The organism is Roseomonas sp. FDAARGOS_362 (genome assembly GCF_002754815.1).
Lineage (GTDB): Bacteria > Pseudomonadota > Alphaproteobacteria > Acetobacterales > Acetobacteraceae > Roseomonas > Roseomonas mucosa.
The window spans coordinates 2,848,186-2,863,724 of sequence record NZ_CP024588.1 but is presented as its reverse complement, the minus strand read 5'-3'; the positions used below and the strand labels follow the sequence as shown (position 1 = coordinate 2,863,724).

Here is a 15,539-nt window from a genome sequence, read left to right as displayed (position 1 = left end):
GCTCAGCCCGCCTTCGCCAAGGGGGCCACGGCAGGGGCTGCGGTGGCGGGCGCGGCCAGCGCCGTCTCGGCGAAGCCCGGGTCGGGGCGGCCCTGCATCACCGCGCGCATGGCGGGCGTCGGCGGGCCGGCGGTCATCCACTGGTCCATCGCATCGGGGCGGTCGCGCGGCCAGACCTGCGGCTGGTGCGTCGCCTCGTCGATCTGCTGCACCTCGGAGGTGAACTCGATCACGAAGCCGGAGGGTGAGACGAAATAGGCGAAGGGGTTGTTGCCCGGCCCGTGCCGCCCCGGACCCCAGGCCGCCGCCTGCCCCGCCACGCGCATGCGCCCGATGCCGCGCATGAAGCTGTCGATGCTCGGCATCTCGAAGGCGACATGGTTCACGCTGGCATAGGGGGCGCGGTTCAGCGCGATGGAATGGTGGTCGCTGGCGCAGCGCAGGAAGACCATCTGGTTGGCCGAGTAGTCGGAGACCTTGAAGCCCAGCAGGGCCTCGAAGAACTCCTGCGCGCGCTCCATGTCCGGCGTGTTCAGCACGACATGCGAGGCCTTGCGTGGCTTGCCGGTGGCATCCTCGGTGTCCGGGTTGCGCGCCACCTCCGCGCTGATGCGCAGGCGGCGGCCATCCGGGTCCAGCAGCTCGAAGCCCAGGCCGCCGCCGGGCGTCGCCAGCGGCACGATCGCCGTCAGGCCGCGCGCGCCCCTCTCCTGCAGCGAGCGGTGCAGCGCCTCCAGCCCGGCGCGGTCGCCCATGCCGAAATGCACGTAGTCCACGCCGAAGACATTGTCGTCGCGCAGCCCATAGATGAAGGGCTCCGGCCCGGTGCCGCGGAGATAGACGGTGCCGTCCGCCTCCGCCGAGACGGTGAGACCCCAGTTCTTCTCGTAGAACTCCCGGGTCGCGGTGATCCCGGGGGCGCGCATCACTATGCCGCGGAGGAAATCGACGCCGACCATGGTGCGTTCCTGTCCTTGTTGTTGAAGCCGAGCCGCGAGGAGATGTCGGCGGCGGCCCGGGCCAGCGCGCGGCCGATCGCCTCGCGCCGTCCCTGGTCGTTGCCGAACCAGTCGGCATGGCCGGTGACGTTGATCGCCCCGGCGCAGTGGCCGGTGGAATCGAAGACCGGTGCCGCGACGGAGCTGACGCCGGTCTCGAAATAGCCGGCGCTCCAGGCCAGCCCGGCCTCGCGGTCCTGGGCGAGCTGGGTCAGCAGCGCGTCCACCGTGGTGGGGGTCTGGGCCGTCACCTTCTCCAGCGCCGCGCCGGCAAAGAGCACCCGCACCCTCGCCTCGGGAAGCTGCGCCAGGATGGCGCGGCCCATGTTCGTGGCATGGGCCGGCAGGCGGCTGCCGACGCGGACATTGCTGACCAGCGGCATGTCCGGCGTCAGGCGCAGCAGGTAGACGATGGACAGCTCGTCCAGCACCGCGAGATGCGCGGAAAAGCCGATCTCCTTCACCAGCGCCTGCAGCACCTCGGTGCTGACGCGCACGATATCCTGCTGCGCCAGCGCCTCCGCCGCCACGGTGAAGGCGCCGAGGCCAAGCCGCCAGCCCACGCCGTCGGGGCGCCGCTCGATGAAGCGCTCGGCCTCCAGCGTGTGCAGCAGGCGGATCAGCGTGGTGCGGTTGATGCCGAGCGCGGCGGCGCTGCGGCTGACATTGATCACCGGGTCGCCGGCGCCGATATGGCGCAGCAGCTTCAGCGCGCGCTCCACCGGCGGCACGGCATAGGTGGTGCTCTCGCTCACGACAGCGCCTCCCGCAGCAGGGCGGCCACCGTTTCCGGCTTCTCCTGCGGCAGGGCATGGCCCACGCCGGGCACGAGGCGGGCCTCGATGCCCAGGGCCGCGGCCAGCTTCTCCGCATTGGCAGGCGGCGTCACCACATCCTCGATGCCCGCGGCCACCAGCGAGGGCACGCGGATCGCGGCGGCATCGGAAAGCACGTCGGCCCCGGCCAGGAGCAGGCTGGCGCGGCGATAGCCCGGCGGGCGGACCCGGCCCATGGCGCCACGCACCGCGTCCAGCACGGCGGGGCGCTTCTCCGGCTCGAAGACCAGCCGTTCCACCCGCAGCGCCGCCATGCCCTCGGGACCCAGGCGGTCCAGGTCGTCCAGCCGCGCCTGGATGCCCTGCGGCAGCGTGCCGCCGCGGGGCACGCCATAGCCGAGTGCCGGGGAAAGGGCGGCGAAGAGCGCCACGCGCTCCGGATGCAGGCGGGCGAAGCGCGCCGCCGTCACCACGCCGAGCGAATGGCCCAGCAGGATGCAGCGGGCGATGCCGGCCTCGTCCAGCAGCGTGGCGAGGGCGGCGGCATAGTCCCCGGCATCGGGCCATTCCGGCGCGAGGTCCACAGAGCCGCCATAGCCCGGCATGTCCCAGGCCAGGACCGGAGCGTTCCCGCCCAGGGCCCCGACCAGAGGCAGAAAGCTTTCCGGCGCGCTGCCGATCCCGTGCAGCAGGACGAAGGGCGTGCCCTCCCCGCCGCGCCGCAGGGCGCCGATGCCGCCGAGGCGGATGCGTTCCAGCTTCATGTGAAGACGAAGCCCCGGTTCACCGGCAGCACCTGCCCGGTGAGCGCCAATGCGCCCGGTGTCAGCAGGAAGGCCACGGTGGGGGCGATGTCGGCGGCCTCCTGCACCCCCGGCACGGCACGGCCTTCCTCGTAGAGCCGGTGGCGGGCCGGCGGCACGTACTCGGTGGATTCCGTGCGCAGGATGCCGGGCGCCACGGCGGCGATGCCGATGCCATCCGGCCCCAGCTCGCGGGCCAGGGAACGGGTCATGGAGATCACTGCCCCCTTGCTGGCGGTATAGGACAGCAGGCGCGGCGCGCCCCAGAGCGCGGTGTCGGAAGCGACATTGACGATGCGCGCGTCCCGCCCCCGCCGCAGCAGCGGCGCCAGGGCGCGGATCACCAGCCAGGTGCCGCGCACGTTCACCGCCATCACCCGGTCCCAGCTTTCCTGTCCGATCTCCTCGAAGGTGACGCCGCCGATGCCGGTGGCGATGGCGGCGTTGTTCACCAGACCGTCCAGCGCGCCCTCCTGCGCCGCGACATCCGCCGCCATGGCGAGGATGGCGTCCGGCTCGGCGAGGTCCACCGGCACGAAGCGCGCGCCCAGCTTCTCCGCCGCCGCCGCGCCGGCCTCCGCATCGCGGTCGGCCAGCACCAGCCGCGCCCCGCAGCCGCGCAGCGCCTCGGCCAGAACCAGGCCCAGCCCGCGCGCCGCGCCGGTGACGAGGATGGTGCGGCCGGAGAGCATCAGGTCTGACATGCGCTCAGCCCGCCGCCCGCGTCAGCGCCGCGTCCTCGGCGGCGATCTGCGCCTTGGCCTGCCGGTTCAGCAGCTGCCGGATGCGCGCCACGCCGATATCGTGCTGGTAGAGCATCTCCCGCTTGCGGGCGTCGTCCGGCATGCCTTCCAGCATGACGCGGTCCTGCTCCAGCACCGCCCAGTGCCGCGGCTCCAGCGTGGTGCGGTACATGAAGCGGAAGACCTCCCGCGCCAGGCCCTGCACCTTCCGCAGCCGCCAGAAGAAGACCATGCAGTGCGTGTCGTCCACGGGGGTGGTGAAGCCGATGATGCGGAACACGCCGCCCGGCCCGGCCGCCTTGGGGTAGGGGATGTCGAGGCGGCAGTAGCTGCCGTCCGGCGTCACCACCATGTCCGTCCAGTCGAAATTCTCGCCGGCCTGCTCGACACGGGAAACGAGGAAGCCGTCCTCCCGCTGCTCCAGCTTCATGTGGTCCTGCTTCGCGCCGAAGGCCAGGGTGAAGCTGTTGGCGTGCAGGTAGCAGCCGTGCATCGGGTCGGCGAGGTTGTCGAGCGCGTAGCGGTAGTTGCAGGCCCAGTGGGAATAGCAGAGGAAGCCCGTCCATTCCGGGTCCGCCAGCTCCGGCGGGGTCGGTAGCTCGGGCGCCTCCGGCTTCTCCACCGAGGCGAAGTAGACGAAGACGCAGTCCGCCAGCTCGCGCACCGGATAGCTGGCGAGCGCCTTCTTGCCCTCCAGCGAGCATTTCGGCATGGCCGGCACGCGCAGGATCCGCCCGTCGCCATCCAGCACCACGCCGTGATAGCCGCAGGCGATGTTGCCCTCGTGCACCACGCCATAGGACAGGCGCGCGCCGCGATGCGGGCAGTAGTCCTCGATGCAGCGGATGGCGCCGTCCTTGTCGCGCCACAGCACGAGGTTGCGGCCCAGCGCCTTCACGCCATGCGGCTTGCCGGGTCGGACATGGCTGGACTTCGCCACCGCGTACCACTGGCCGAGGATGCCGCTGTTGACGCGGTCCTCGATGCGCTCCTTCAGGGTGATGGCCTCGCTCATCGTCGGGGATTCCCTCGTCTTCCGGCGCGTCAGGAACGGGCGCGGGGGATGTAGTGGAGGACGCGCTTCTCGACCGCGGCGACGGCGGCGTAGAGCGCGATGCCGATCGCGGTCAGCAGCAGGATGGCGTTGAACACCATGGCCGCGTTGGCCTGGCCCTCGCCATAGGAGATCAGGTAGCCCAGGCCGGTATTGCCGCCGACCAGCTCGCCCACCGTGACGCCGATCACCGCCAGCGTGGCGCCGATGCGCAGGCCCGCCATCAGCGAAGGCATCGAGGCCGGCAGCTCGATCTTGAGGAAGATCTGGAAGCGGTTCAGGGAATAGGCGCGGGCGAGGTTGATCAGGTCCCGGTCCACCGTCTTCATCGATTGCAGCACGTTCACCAGGATCGGGAAGAAGACGACCAGGATGGTGACCAGCAGCTTCGGCCAGGCGGTGTAGCCGAACCACATGATGAAGAGCGGCGCGAAGGCCACCTTCGGCGCGATCTGCAGGGCCAGCAGGAAGGGCGAGAGCGCCTGTTCCCAGAAGCGCGACATGCCGAGCAGGTAGCCGCCCGCCGCGCCGCAGAACCCGCCCACCAGGAAGCCCAGGATGGTCATGCTGAGGGTGGAGAGGAAGTTCGCGAGCAGATCCTCCTGCGCCCACATCCGCGCCATCTCCGCCATCGTGTCGGAGAGCGGCGGCAGGATGTAGGGCGGGATCGCCAGGATCGCGGGCAGCCACTGCCAGGCGGCGAGGAAGGCGGCGAAGATGCCCCCCATGGCGGCCCAGCGCAGCGCATCCGCCGCCGGCACGATGCGGGGCGCGACTGGCGTGGGGGAGGGGGCGAGGGCCGGGGACACCGCGAGCTGTTCGGTCGCCGACATGGTCACTTCGCCACGAATTCGTTGGTGTAGGTGTCCTCGACCGGCACCGCCTTCTGCACGATGCCGTGCTCGAGGTAGAACCTGCCCACCGCCGCGATGCGCGCCGGGTCGAAGCTGCCGAAATCCGGCCTGTCGTTCACCGCGTAGATCAGCGTGGCATAGCGCCGCAGGATCTCCTCGTTCGCGGCGAGGTTCTCGGCCTGGCTCGGCACCGCCTCGACATAGGTGCGCGCGGCGGCGACCGGATCGGCGGCTATCTCCTTCACCGCCCGCAGCGTCGCCTGCACGAAGCCGCGCACCACGGCCGGGCGCTCGGCGATGATCCTGTCGGAGGCCAGGATCGCCTGCGCCATGGCGGGGAAGATCCTGTCGATGGCCATGACGTTCACCGGCACGCCGGCGCGTTCCACCGTCACCGCCCATTCCGGCACGCCGGACATGGCGACGATGCCGCCCGAGCCCATCAGCTGCACGAGGCCCGCCGGGCCCAGCGCCTGGATGTTCGCGTCGGTGCGCCGCATCCCCGCCGAGGCCATCACGGCGAGCAGGTTGTAGTAGGTCGTGTCCTGGAAGGCGATGACGCCGATGTTCTTGCCGCGCAGCCCCTGGATGTCGGTGATGCCGCTGTCCTGCCGCACGATGATCTGGCTCAGCGGCCGGTTGCCCAGCAGCGCCACGCCGCGCACCGCCAGCCCGTTGGGCCGCACCACAAGCGGCGTGTCGCCGATGCCGCCGCCGAGTTCGGCATTGCCCACCGCGACCTGCTTCGCCACGTCGGCGCCGCCGCGCCCGGTCTGGAAGACCGGCTCCAGCCCGGCCTCGCGGTAGTAGCCCTTGTGCCGCGCGATCTGGAAAGGCGCGAAGGCCGGTAGCGTGTCGGGCGCCGGGAAGAGATAGGTCAGCTTCTCCGGGCCTTTGCCCCCCTGGGCCCGCACCGCGGGCGCGGCCAGCAGGCCGGCCAGCAGCGGGGCGGTGCGGAGCATGGTACGGCGGGTCACGGGGTGCATGGGCGGTGGCCTTCTCGCGGGTCTCAGGCGGCCTGGTCGGCCAGATGCAGCTTGTCGAAGAGATAGGCGGCGTATTCGCCGCTGCGCGGATGGGCGCGGCGCGCGGCGGGCTCGTCGCGGGAGGGCAGGTCGAGCACGATCTCCTCCACGATGCGGCCCGGGCGCTCGCTCATCACCAGGATGCGGTCGGACATGGCCACTGCTTCCGCCAGGTCGTGCGTGATCAGCACGGTGGTGATGCCGGAGGCCGCGATGGTCTGCGCGAAACTCGCCTGCAGCACCAGCTTGGTCTGCGCGTCGAGGGCGGAGAAGGGCTCGTCCAGCAGCACGATGTCGGGCTCGATGGCCAGGGTGCGCGCCAGCGCCGCGCGCTGCCGCATGCCGCCGGAAAGCTGGTACGGATAGCGGTCCGCGAAATCCCCCAGCTTGCACCGGGCCAGCTCGCGCAGCGCCCGCTCGCGCCGCTCGGTACGGGAAACGGGGCGGGATTCCAGGCCGAACTCGACATTGCGCAGGATGCTGCGCCAGGGCAGCAGAAGGTCCTTCTGCAGCATGAAGCCGACATGCTCGTTCGGCCCGGTCACCGGCACGCCGCTGACCGCGACGGAGCCCTCGCTCGGCCGGTCGAGGCCGGCGGTCATGTTCAGGATCGTGCTCTTGCCGCAGCCCGAGGGGCCGATCACCGACACGAACTCGCCCGGCCGCACGGCGAAGGTGACGTCCTGCACGGCGGTGAAGCTGCCGCCGCCCGAGGCGAAGCGCCGCGTGACGTGCCGGAATTCCAGCGCGGGGGCGTCAGGCGTCGCGGCGGGCATAGGCATCGTCCAGCGAGGCGTTGATGGCGGACAGCTCGGCGCCGAGCTTCTCCAGCGTCCAGGGCGAGGCCTCGCCCGAGGGCGCCGGCACGCCGTCCCGCTGCAGCCAGTCCGCCAGGGCCGCGAAGTCGTGGATGCCTTCGGCGAAGGCCCGTTCCAGCGCGGCCGCCAGCGCCACCTCAGCCTCGGTCAGCGGTCGGGCAAGGCTCTGGCGGGCCAGGGTGTCGTGCGAAGGGTTCACGTCGGATGTCCACGCTGTTTGGGGTGGATGTTCAAATAAGAACTTTGTGTTCAAAATTCTTGCGCAATACGTCTGGGCCTTCAACAGGAATCTGCGAACTTCAGGAATTCTACTGTGCAACTGCGAAGAGAAGGCCTTCGCGACAGGCTCATTGCCTGTTCAGTGAGCTTCTTTGCCGGGAGTTGTGCGAGAAAGTGCTCAGGACTGCCCAGCGAGGCGCAGCGATGCCTGCTGGCGCCATGCCTGTGGCGGTCCCGGGGGAGAGGCGCTGCCTCTCGCCCCGGCCCCCTCTCCGCCGGGGACCGAAGCCGGTCCCCGGACCCCGGGCTTGAGTGGGCGCCTGTGGTGGCCGTCAGCCCGTGGGTTGATCCCTGAGAAGTTGATCCCTGAGAACAGGTGGAGCAGCGGGGCGCCCGAAAAGAAAACAGCACGATGCCTGCGCTGGTGGCACCGTCGGTCCGCCGGAGCGCTGGCGCTTCTACTCCGCGCGGATGCCGGCGGCGCGGATCACCGGCTCCAGCGTGCTGCGTTCCTGTTCCACCACGGCGGCGAACTGTGCGGGGGTGCCGCCGCCGATCTGCGCTCCCTGTTCCACGAAGCGTCCGCCGATCTCCGGGTCGTGCAGCGCCGCCGTGACCAGGGCCGCCACGCGTTCGGTGATGGCGGGCGGCGTGCCCGCCGGCGCCGCCATGCCGAAGGCGGTGCCGAAGACGAAGTCCACGCCCTGTTCGCGCATGGTGGGGACGTCCGGCAGCTGCGGCAGGCGCTGCGGGCTGGCCGCCGCCAGCGGGCGCACGCCATGGCCGCGGATCTGGCCCAGGATGTTCGGCACGTTGTCGATGACCATGTCGATGTTCCCGGCGACGAGATCCGTCACCGCTGGGGCCGCGCCGCGGTAGGGGATGTGCTGGATGTCCACGCCGGTGCGCTGCCTGAACAGCTCCAGCGCCAGGTGGAGGCTGCTGCCCGCGCCGGCGGAGCCGGCGGTGAGCCGGCCCGGCGCCGCCTTCGCCGCCGCGATCACCTCGCCCACGCTGTGCCAGGGGCGCACGTTGGCGACGCAGAGGACCTTGGGCGTATGGGCCAGCAGCACGATCGGCGCGAAGGCGGTCTGCGTGTCATAGGGCATGCTGCGGTAGATGTACTGGTTGACGGCGAGCGGCCCGAGCGCGCTGGCCAGCAGCGTGTGGCCGTCGGGCGGCGACTTCGCCACCACGTCGGCGCCGATATTGCCGCCCGCGCCGGCACGGTTCTCCACCACCACCGGTTGGCCGAGCTGCGCCGTCATCCGCTGCGTCACGGCGCGCGCCAGCGTGTCCACCAGCCCGCCGGGCGGGAAGGGCACGATGACGCGCACCGGCCTGGTGGGCCAAGGGGCGTTGGCCGTATCCTGGGCGCGGGCCGTGCCAAGCAAGGGCAGGGCGAGGCTGCCGAGGGCGAGCCCCCGGCGGGTGACAATCCCGGACATGGATTTCCTCCTCGTGAAGCGCCGCCCCGCTTCTTCCGGCGGGCGGTCTGGTTTCCGGCGGGCCGTTCCCCGGTCAGGACTTGTGGTAGAGGGTGGGGATCGCCGGATCGACCGCGACCTCCACCAGCATCGGCCCCTCGGCATGGCAGGCGGCGCGCAGCGCCTCGTCCAGCGCGGCGGGATGCGTCACGCGCTGCCCGGGGCAGCCCAGCCCGCGCGCCAGGTCGACGAAGCCGATGCCCGGCAGGTCGATGCCCGGCACGTCGCGCACCTGCATTACCTGGCTGAAGGAGCGCATGGCGCCGTAGCCGCCGTTGTTGATCACCACCACGGCGATCGGCAGCCGGTGCTGCACGGCGGTCCAGAGCGCCTGGAAGGAATACATCGCCGAGCCGTCGCCGATCAGGCAGACCACGCGCTGCCCCGGCTTCGCCAGCGCGATGCCGACCGCCGCCGGCAGGGAATAGCCGAGCCCGCCGCTGGCCATGGTGAAGAAGCTGCCCCAGCGGTTCCGCGGCATCTGCGCCTGGATGGCGGGGCGGTGCGAGGGCGCTTCCTCCACCAGCACCGCATCCTCCGGCATGGCGGCCTGGAGGCGGTGCAGCAGCCAGCCGGCGGGGATCGGCTCGGCGGGCAGGGGCGGCGCGGGGCGGGGGCGCGGGAGGGGCGAGGCGCGTTCCGCCACCGGCAGGGCGGCGGCCAGCGCCGGCAGGCCCAGGCGCAGGCTGCCCAGGATGGCTGTGCCGGCGGGGGCGGAGGCGGCGGCCTCCCCATCCATGGTGAGTTGGAAGAGGGGGATGCCGCTGTGGAAGAAGGGCGCGTCGCCCTCGATGTGGAAGGTGAAGACCGGTGCCCCCACCACCAGCACGAGGTCATGCGCCATCAGCCGGTCGGAGACCGCCTGGGGCGCCGCGGGCAGGAAGCCGTCGAAGAGCGGATGCTCCTCCGGGAAGGCGATGCGCGAGGCGAAGGGCGCGGTCATCACCGGCGCGCCGAGACGCTCGGCCAGGGCGACCAGCGCCTCGCCCGCGCCCTCGGCATCCACCTCCGACCCGGCCACGATCAGCGGCCGGCGCGCCGCCGCGATAGCCCGCGCGGCCGCCGCGATGGCGGCGGGATCGGGCGCCATCTCCGCTGACAGGCGGCGCGGCTGCACCGGCTGGCAGGTGGCCGACCAGTCATCGGCCGGGATGGAGACGAAGCAGGGGCCGAAGGGGCGCTGCATGGCGATGCGGTGCGCCTGGGCGATGGCCGCCGGCACATCCGCCGCCCGGGCCGGTTCGATGCTGAACTTCACATAAGGCCGGGGGAACTGCGCCGCGTCCGTGGCGCCGAGGAAGGGCAGGTTCGGCAGCAGCGAGCGCGCCTGCTGCCCCGCCGTCACCACCAGCGGCGTCTGGTTGCGCCAGGCGGTGAAGAGGTTGCCCAGCGCATGGCCCACCCCGGCGGCGGAATGCAGGTTGACGAAGGCGGCCCGCCCCGTGGCCCGGGCATGGCCGTCGGCCATGCCGACCACGCTCGCTTCCTGCAAGCCCAGGACATAGCGGAAATCCGCCGGCCAGCGGTCGAGCAGGCCGAGCTCGGTGGAGCCGGGATTGCCGAAGACCGTGGTCATGCCGAGGTCGCGCAGCAGGTCGAGCACCGCCTGCCGCACGGTGGTCGTGGCGCCGGAATGGACAGACATGGGGTGGCGTTTCCTCCTCGTGTTCTTTTCTGGTCTGCCGGCCTCAGCCGATCCCGGCGGCGATGCGCCGCAGGATGGCCAGGAACACTTCCCGCTGCTTCGGCCCGACCAGAGCATCGAGCGCCGCGTCATGCGCCGCCGCATGGCCGGAAAGCTCCCGCAGCACGGCCTCCCCCTCCGCCGTGACGAAAAGGGCGTAGCTGCGCCGGTCCTGCGGCGCGCGGCGGCGCTGGATCAGGCCGCGCTTCTCCAGGTCGGCCAGGGCGGGGGTCAGGGTGGACTTGTCGCGCCCCGCCGCGGCGCTCAGCGCCGTCTGCGACAGGCCGGAATTCGCCGCGATGATGCGCAGGATCGCGAAGCGGCCGGGCCGCAGGTCGCTCTGCCCGGTGCGACGCGCGAAGGCGGCGAAGGAGGCCTCCTGCGCCAGGCGCAGGTTGAAGCCCAGCATGTTCTCCAGCCCGCCCAGGCCGGTCTCGCTATCCGGGCGGCCAGGGGACGGGGGAGCGGGCGGCGAATCCCCGGAGGTGGCGGCCTCCTCCGCCGCAGGCATGGGCGCACCGGGCCGCGAGGCTCGCAGCGGGGCCATGAAGGTCGCTCCTTTCCCTGGGCGGCGGGCTCTGGTGGCCTGCCTGCCGGGCCCACGGGTCCGGGGCCTTATTGGTAGGATATCCAACCTTTTACCGGCAGGACAAGCGAAATGCAGCGAGGGCCGCCTTTCCCCGGCCGCTATCCCGCCCGCCGGAAGCGGAGCCAGCGCATGCCCGGCCCGACCTCCAGCGCCGCCTGCCGCCCCCGCGCGCCGTCCGAGAGCGTGACCCCGTCCTCCCGCCAGGAGCCGTCCCGCAGCGCATCCCCCAGCGCCACCGCCTCCATCCCACCGGCGACGGAGACGGTGATCCGGCGGGGCCGGGGCGCCTCCAGCCGGCGCTTGGCCACCACGTCGTAGAGCGGCGCGCCGAGCTGCATCCCGTAGAAGAAGGTTCCGGCGGAATCCTGCAGCAGGCAGGTCACCACGCCATCCGTGACCTCCTCCGCCCAGGGGTTGGACAGGTCGCCGGACAGGGCGAGGTCGAGCGTGGCGGGCGTGAAGCCCGACGCCTCCCGGCCGTCGTCGCGCAGCAGCGCCAGGGTGTTGCGCAGGGCGTGGAATCCGGGCTTGCGGCTGCCATCGCCGCGCACCAGGCCGAAATACGCCTCGTTGGAGCGCCCGCGCGACAGCGGCTCGTCCAGCAGCTCGTAGAAGTACCAGCGCTCCAGCCCGTTCTTCAGGCAGTAGGCGCCGTAGCCGGTCATGTAGAGGGCGGCGATGTCCTCGGGGCAGGGGTGGTTGCCCTCGTCCAGCCCGGTCGGGTCGGTGTTGTAGCCGAGCTCCGTCGCCCAGAAGGGCCTGCCCGGCGCCAGCGGGTTGGCGGCATAGGTGGCGCCGTAGCGCAGGCTGCCATAGCGCAGCGTCTCGCCCCCCCGCGCCAGGGGCGCGCCCTGTCCCCGCAGCCAGGGCGGCCGCCCGCCGGGATAGGGGTGGAAGGTGCCGCGGTCGTTGAAGGGGATCGAGCCCGCGATGCGCCAGGACTGGCGGAAGTCGATCACCGTCGGCGCCCCGATCGGCAGGCCGGCGAAGCGCGGATCGGCATCCCGCGCCGCCCGCAGCTCCCGCTGCCAGCGCACCGCCTCGGCATCGCCGTCGCGGTTCTGGCGGCGCATGAAGCCCTGGTACCAGCCGTCGATCTCGTTGGAGCCCTCGAATCCGTCCACGGCGCCCGGCACCAGCTTGCGCGCGATGGCGATGCAGGTCGCGGCGGGAAAGTCGTTCGCCCCGGCATGGCTCAGCAGGGTGATGCCGTGCCGCTCGTGCAGCGTGTTCACCCAGCCGATGGGTGCCGGACGGTCGGGCAGGGAGGCGCGGATGCGCCCGACCCCCAGCTCCGCCAGGGCCGGGCGGACGCGCCCCCCGAAATCCTCGTAGTCGCGGCTGTTCTGCAGATGCACGTTGATGCCGTGCCCGCGATGGAAATCCGCCACCCGCAGCGCGGTGACGCGTCCCTGCATGGGCTGCGGCGGCGGCAGGGGACCGGCATAGAGGTCCCGGGGCCGCTCCGCCCTGGCGCCCCGGATGGCCGGCGCGGCGATCAGGCCCGACAGGGCCAGCCCGGCCAGATGGCGGCGGGCAATGGGGGTGGCGATGGGTCGTCTCCCTCCTGGCATCGGAGCCATGCTCCCGACCGTGCCCGTGGCGTCAAGTCTGGTGGTCGGAGCCCATCTCCGACGTTGCTCCGTCCCCGGGGGACAAGGCTCCGCCTTTTCCCCCGGACCCCCTTATCCGCCAGGACCCTGCGGGCCCTGGACCCGATGAGTTGGCTCCGGTTGCCGGCCGGATCGCGCCGGAGAGCCTGGCTCTCCGGCGGACTGCCGGTGCCGCCAGCACGGACAGGGTGTTTTTCCTCTTTTCGGGAGCCCCGCGTCTCCACCTGCTCCCAGGGATCGGGCGACAAGAACACCGGAAACCACAGGCGCCAACGCAAGCCCGGGGTCCGGGGACCGGCTTCGGTCCCCGGCGGAGAGGGGGTCCGGCGGGAGAGGCGGAGCCTCTCCCCCGGGGGGGCCGGGCGCCGCGGTGCCGCCTCAGCCCCGCAGAGTGGCTCCGGTGGCCTTGGTCACCGCCGCCACGACCTTGGCCGCCACGGCCTCGATCTCGGCATCGGTCAGGGAGGCATCGCGCGGCTGCAGCACCACCTCGACCGCCAGCGAGACCTTGCCGTCCGGCAGCCTGTCGCCGGCATAGCGGTCGAAGATCGCCGCATCGGCGATCAGGTTCCGCTCGGCGCCGCGCGCGGCGCGCAGCACGTTCTCGGCCGGGACCGTGGCATCCACCAGGAAGGCGAAGTCGCGCCGCACCGGCTGCAGGGCGGAGAGGGCAGGGGCGGACTTCTTGCGCCGCTTGGGCTCGGGGATGGCGCCGAGGAAGACCTCGCAGGCCACCACCGGGCCGGCGATGTCCAGCGCCGCCAGAACCTTCGGATGGATCTCGCCGAACTGGGCGAGCACCACCTTCGGCCCCTGGCGCAGCACGCCGGAACGGCCTGGGTGGTAGTAGCCCGGCGCATCCGCCGTCACCGTGATCCCGGCCAGCGGCGCGCCCAGGCTGCCGAGCACGGCGAGCGCGTCGCCCTTGGCATCCATCGCGTCCACCGGGCGGGAGGGCTCGCTCCAGTGGCGCGGCGTGGCACCGGCGCGCAGCGCGGCGGCCACGGCGAGCTGCCCGGCGGGCGAGGGATCGCGATAGGCGCCGCCCACCTCGCTCAGCGCCACGTCCGGATAGCCCCGCGCGGCGTTGCGCCCGGCGGCGAGCAGCAGGCTGGCCACCGGGGTCGGACGCATCTGGTCGAGGTCCGAGGCGATCGGGTTCAGCAGCCGCAGCGATTCCGGCGCCTCGCCGAACAGCGCCGCCACGTCCCGTGCCAGGAAGCCGAAGCTCACGCAGTCCAGCGCCCCGCGCGAGGCCAGCACGCGGCGGGCCAGCGTGGCGCGCGACTGCGCCGGGGTCAGCGAGGGCAGCGGCACAGGGGAGGAGACGGGCAGCGACACCGCCGGGATGGCGTCCAGCCCGGGCAGGCGCAGCACCTCCTCCAGCAGGTCGCACTCGGCCTCGATCCGCTCCACGCCCTCGGCGGCCAGCGCCGCGCGCTCCGGTGCCAGGGCGGCGAACTGGTCGAGGTCGGTGCCCCCGGCGCGATAGGCGGAGGCCGAGGAGGCGATGTCGTTGCGCCAGGAGGGGACGGCGACCGTCACGCTTTCCGCGTCGCGCGCCACCGTGGCGAAGCCCAGCCGCTCCAGCGAGGCCACGGCCTCATCCGCCGTGATGGCGGAGTTGCCGAGGCCCCGGATGCGCTCGAAGCGCAGCGACGCCTCGCGCCGCCACGCCGGCTCGGCACCGGCGGCGACCACCTCGCTCGCTTCGCCGCCGCAGAGCTCCTGGATCAGCCGCGTCGCGGCCTCCAGCGCATCCGGCAGCAGGGCCGGGTCCACGCCGCGCTCGAAGCGGGCGCGGGCATCGGAATGCAGCCCGTGGCGGCGGCCGGAAAGCGCGATCCGCACCGGGTCGAACAGCGCGCATTCGATGAAGCACTCGGTGGTGTCCGCGTCGCAGCCGGAATGCTCGCCGCCCATGATGCCGGCGAGGCTCTCCACCCCCTCCGCATCCGCGATCACCAGGTCCTCCGGCGTGACGGCGATCTCCTTGCCGTTCAGGGCGAGGTAGCTCTCGCCCTCGCGCCCACGCCGCAGGGTCAGCACCTCGCCCGCGACCTTGCGCGCGTCAAAGACATGCAGCGGCCGGCCGAGGTCGAAGGTGAACCAGTTGGTCACGTCCACCAGCGTCGAGATCGGGCGCAGGCCGATGGCGGCCAGCCGGTCCTGCAGCCATTGCGGCGAGGGGCCGTTGCGCACGCCCCGCACCGAGCGCCCGAGCACCCAGGGGCAGCCCTCGGCATCCCCGATCGCCCAGCGCAGCGGGGAGGGGAAGCGCCCGGCCACCGGCTCCGCCTTCCAGGGCTTCAGCGTGCCGAGGCCCGCGGCGGCGAGGTCGCGCGCCACGCCGCGCACGGACAGCGCGTCGCCCCGGTTCGGCGTGATGCCGATGTCGAAGACCGGATCGTCCATGCCGAGCCACTTCGCATAGACCTCGCCCACCGGCGCGTCGGCGGGCAGGTCCAGGATGCCGTCATGGTCCTGGCCGAGCCCCAGCTCGCGCGCGGAGCACATCATGGCCTCGCTCTTCACGCCGCGGATCTCGCCCGCCTTCAGCGTGATGCCGGTGCCGGGGACATAGGCGCCGGGCAGCGCCACCACCGCCTTCATGCCGGTGCGCGCATTCGGGGCGCCGCAGACCACGGAACGGATCGTGCCGTCGCCCACATCGACCTTGCAGGCGCGCAGCCGGTCGGCATTCGGGTGCTGCACGGCCTCCACGACATAACCGATGCGGAAGGGCGCCAGCGCGTCGGCGCGGTTCTCGACGCTTTCCACCTCCAGCCCGATGGCGGAGAGGGTGGTGGCGATCCGCTCGACCGAAGCCTCGGTCTCCAGGTGGTCGCGCAGCCAGGACAGGGTGAACTTCATCG

The 15,539-nt window shown here is 72.3% G+C and carries 14 protein-coding genes; all 14 read right to left on the bottom strand.

Annotated features, from left to right (window positions below; all coding sequences use genetic code 11):
* Nucleotides 1-2: 2 nt before the first annotated feature.
* Nucleotides 3-959: a VOC family protein gene (locus tag CTJ15_RS17730; RefSeq protein ID WP_058389817.1), complete on the bottom strand. Its 957-nt coding sequence runs from the start codon at nucleotides 957-959 to the stop codon at nucleotides 3-5.
* The gene (locus tag CTJ15_RS17725) at nucleotides 929-1,753 is read right to left on the bottom strand and encodes an IclR family transcriptional regulator (RefSeq protein WP_099781778.1); all 825 of its coding nucleotides are present in this window, start codon (nucleotides 1,751-1,753) and stop codon (nucleotides 929-931) included. The genes CTJ15_RS17730 and CTJ15_RS17725 overlap by 31 nt, the downstream gene beginning before the upstream one ends.
* Nucleotides 1,750-2,538, bottom strand: a complete 789-nt coding sequence (locus tag CTJ15_RS17720; RefSeq protein ID WP_075822274.1) for an alpha/beta fold hydrolase — start codon at nucleotides 2,536-2,538, stop codon at nucleotides 1,750-1,752. The genes CTJ15_RS17725 and CTJ15_RS17720 overlap by 4 nt, the downstream gene beginning before the upstream one ends.
* Nucleotides 2,535-3,281, bottom strand: coding sequence for an SDR family oxidoreductase (locus tag CTJ15_RS17715; protein WP_075822273.1), 747 nt, complete (start codon nucleotides 3,279-3,281; stop codon nucleotides 2,535-2,537). The genes CTJ15_RS17720 and CTJ15_RS17715 overlap by 4 nt, the downstream gene beginning before the upstream one ends.
* 4 nt (nucleotides 3,282-3,285) lie before the next feature.
* Entirely contained in the window at nucleotides 3,286-4,335 is a 1,050-nt protein-coding gene (locus tag CTJ15_RS17710) for an aromatic ring-hydroxylating dioxygenase subunit alpha (protein WP_075822272.1), read from the bottom strand.
* Between the two features lie 29 nt (nucleotides 4,336-4,364).
* The gene (locus tag CTJ15_RS17705; RefSeq protein ID WP_202801181.1) at nucleotides 4,365-5,207 is read right to left on the bottom strand and encodes an ABC transporter permease; all 843 of its coding nucleotides are present in this window, start codon (nucleotides 5,205-5,207) and stop codon (nucleotides 4,365-4,367) included.
* 2 nt (nucleotides 5,208-5,209) lie between these two features.
* Nucleotides 5,210-6,214 (bottom strand): ABC transporter substrate-binding protein, encoded by a 1,005-nt coding sequence (locus tag CTJ15_RS17700; RefSeq protein ID WP_019460472.1) that lies wholly within the window; start codon nucleotides 6,212-6,214, stop codon nucleotides 5,210-5,212.
* A 23-nt stretch (nucleotides 6,215-6,237) separates the two neighbouring features.
* The gene (locus tag CTJ15_RS17695; RefSeq protein WP_019460471.1) at nucleotides 6,238-7,029 is read right to left on the bottom strand and encodes an ABC transporter ATP-binding protein; all 792 of its coding nucleotides are present in this window, start codon (nucleotides 7,027-7,029) and stop codon (nucleotides 6,238-6,240) included.
* Complete coding sequence (locus CTJ15_RS17690; RefSeq protein ID WP_075822271.1) at nucleotides 7,010-7,270, bottom strand: recombinase-like helix-turn-helix domain-containing protein; 261 nt, start codon at nucleotides 7,268-7,270, stop codon at nucleotides 7,010-7,012. The genes CTJ15_RS17695 and CTJ15_RS17690 overlap by 20 nt, the downstream gene beginning before the upstream one ends.
* 478 nt (nucleotides 7,271-7,748) lie before the next feature.
* Nucleotides 7,749-8,738, bottom strand: a complete 990-nt coding sequence (locus CTJ15_RS17685) for a tripartite tricarboxylate transporter substrate binding protein (RefSeq protein WP_019460469.1) — start codon at nucleotides 8,736-8,738, stop codon at nucleotides 7,749-7,751.
* 73 nt (nucleotides 8,739-8,811) lie between these two features.
* Nucleotides 8,812-10,422 (bottom strand): benzoylformate decarboxylase, encoded by a 1,611-nt coding sequence (gene mdlC, locus CTJ15_RS17680; protein WP_075822270.1) that lies wholly within the window; start codon nucleotides 10,420-10,422, stop codon nucleotides 8,812-8,814.
* Between the two features lie 43 nt (nucleotides 10,423-10,465).
* Nucleotides 10,466-11,008, bottom strand: a complete 543-nt coding sequence (locus CTJ15_RS17675; protein ID WP_058389385.1) for a MarR family winged helix-turn-helix transcriptional regulator — start codon at nucleotides 11,006-11,008, stop codon at nucleotides 10,466-10,468.
* Between the two features lie 140 nt (nucleotides 11,009-11,148).
* Entirely contained in the window at nucleotides 11,149-12,633 is a 1,485-nt protein-coding gene (locus tag CTJ15_RS17670) for a hypothetical protein (RefSeq protein ID WP_151904053.1), read from the bottom strand.
* A gap of 408 nt (nucleotides 12,634-13,041) precedes the next feature.
* Nucleotides 13,042-15,537 (bottom strand): phenylalanine--tRNA ligase subunit beta, encoded by a 2,496-nt coding sequence (gene pheT / locus CTJ15_RS17665; protein WP_058389146.1) that lies wholly within the window; start codon nucleotides 15,535-15,537, stop codon nucleotides 13,042-13,044.
* Nucleotides 15,538-15,539: the final 2 nt, after the last annotated feature.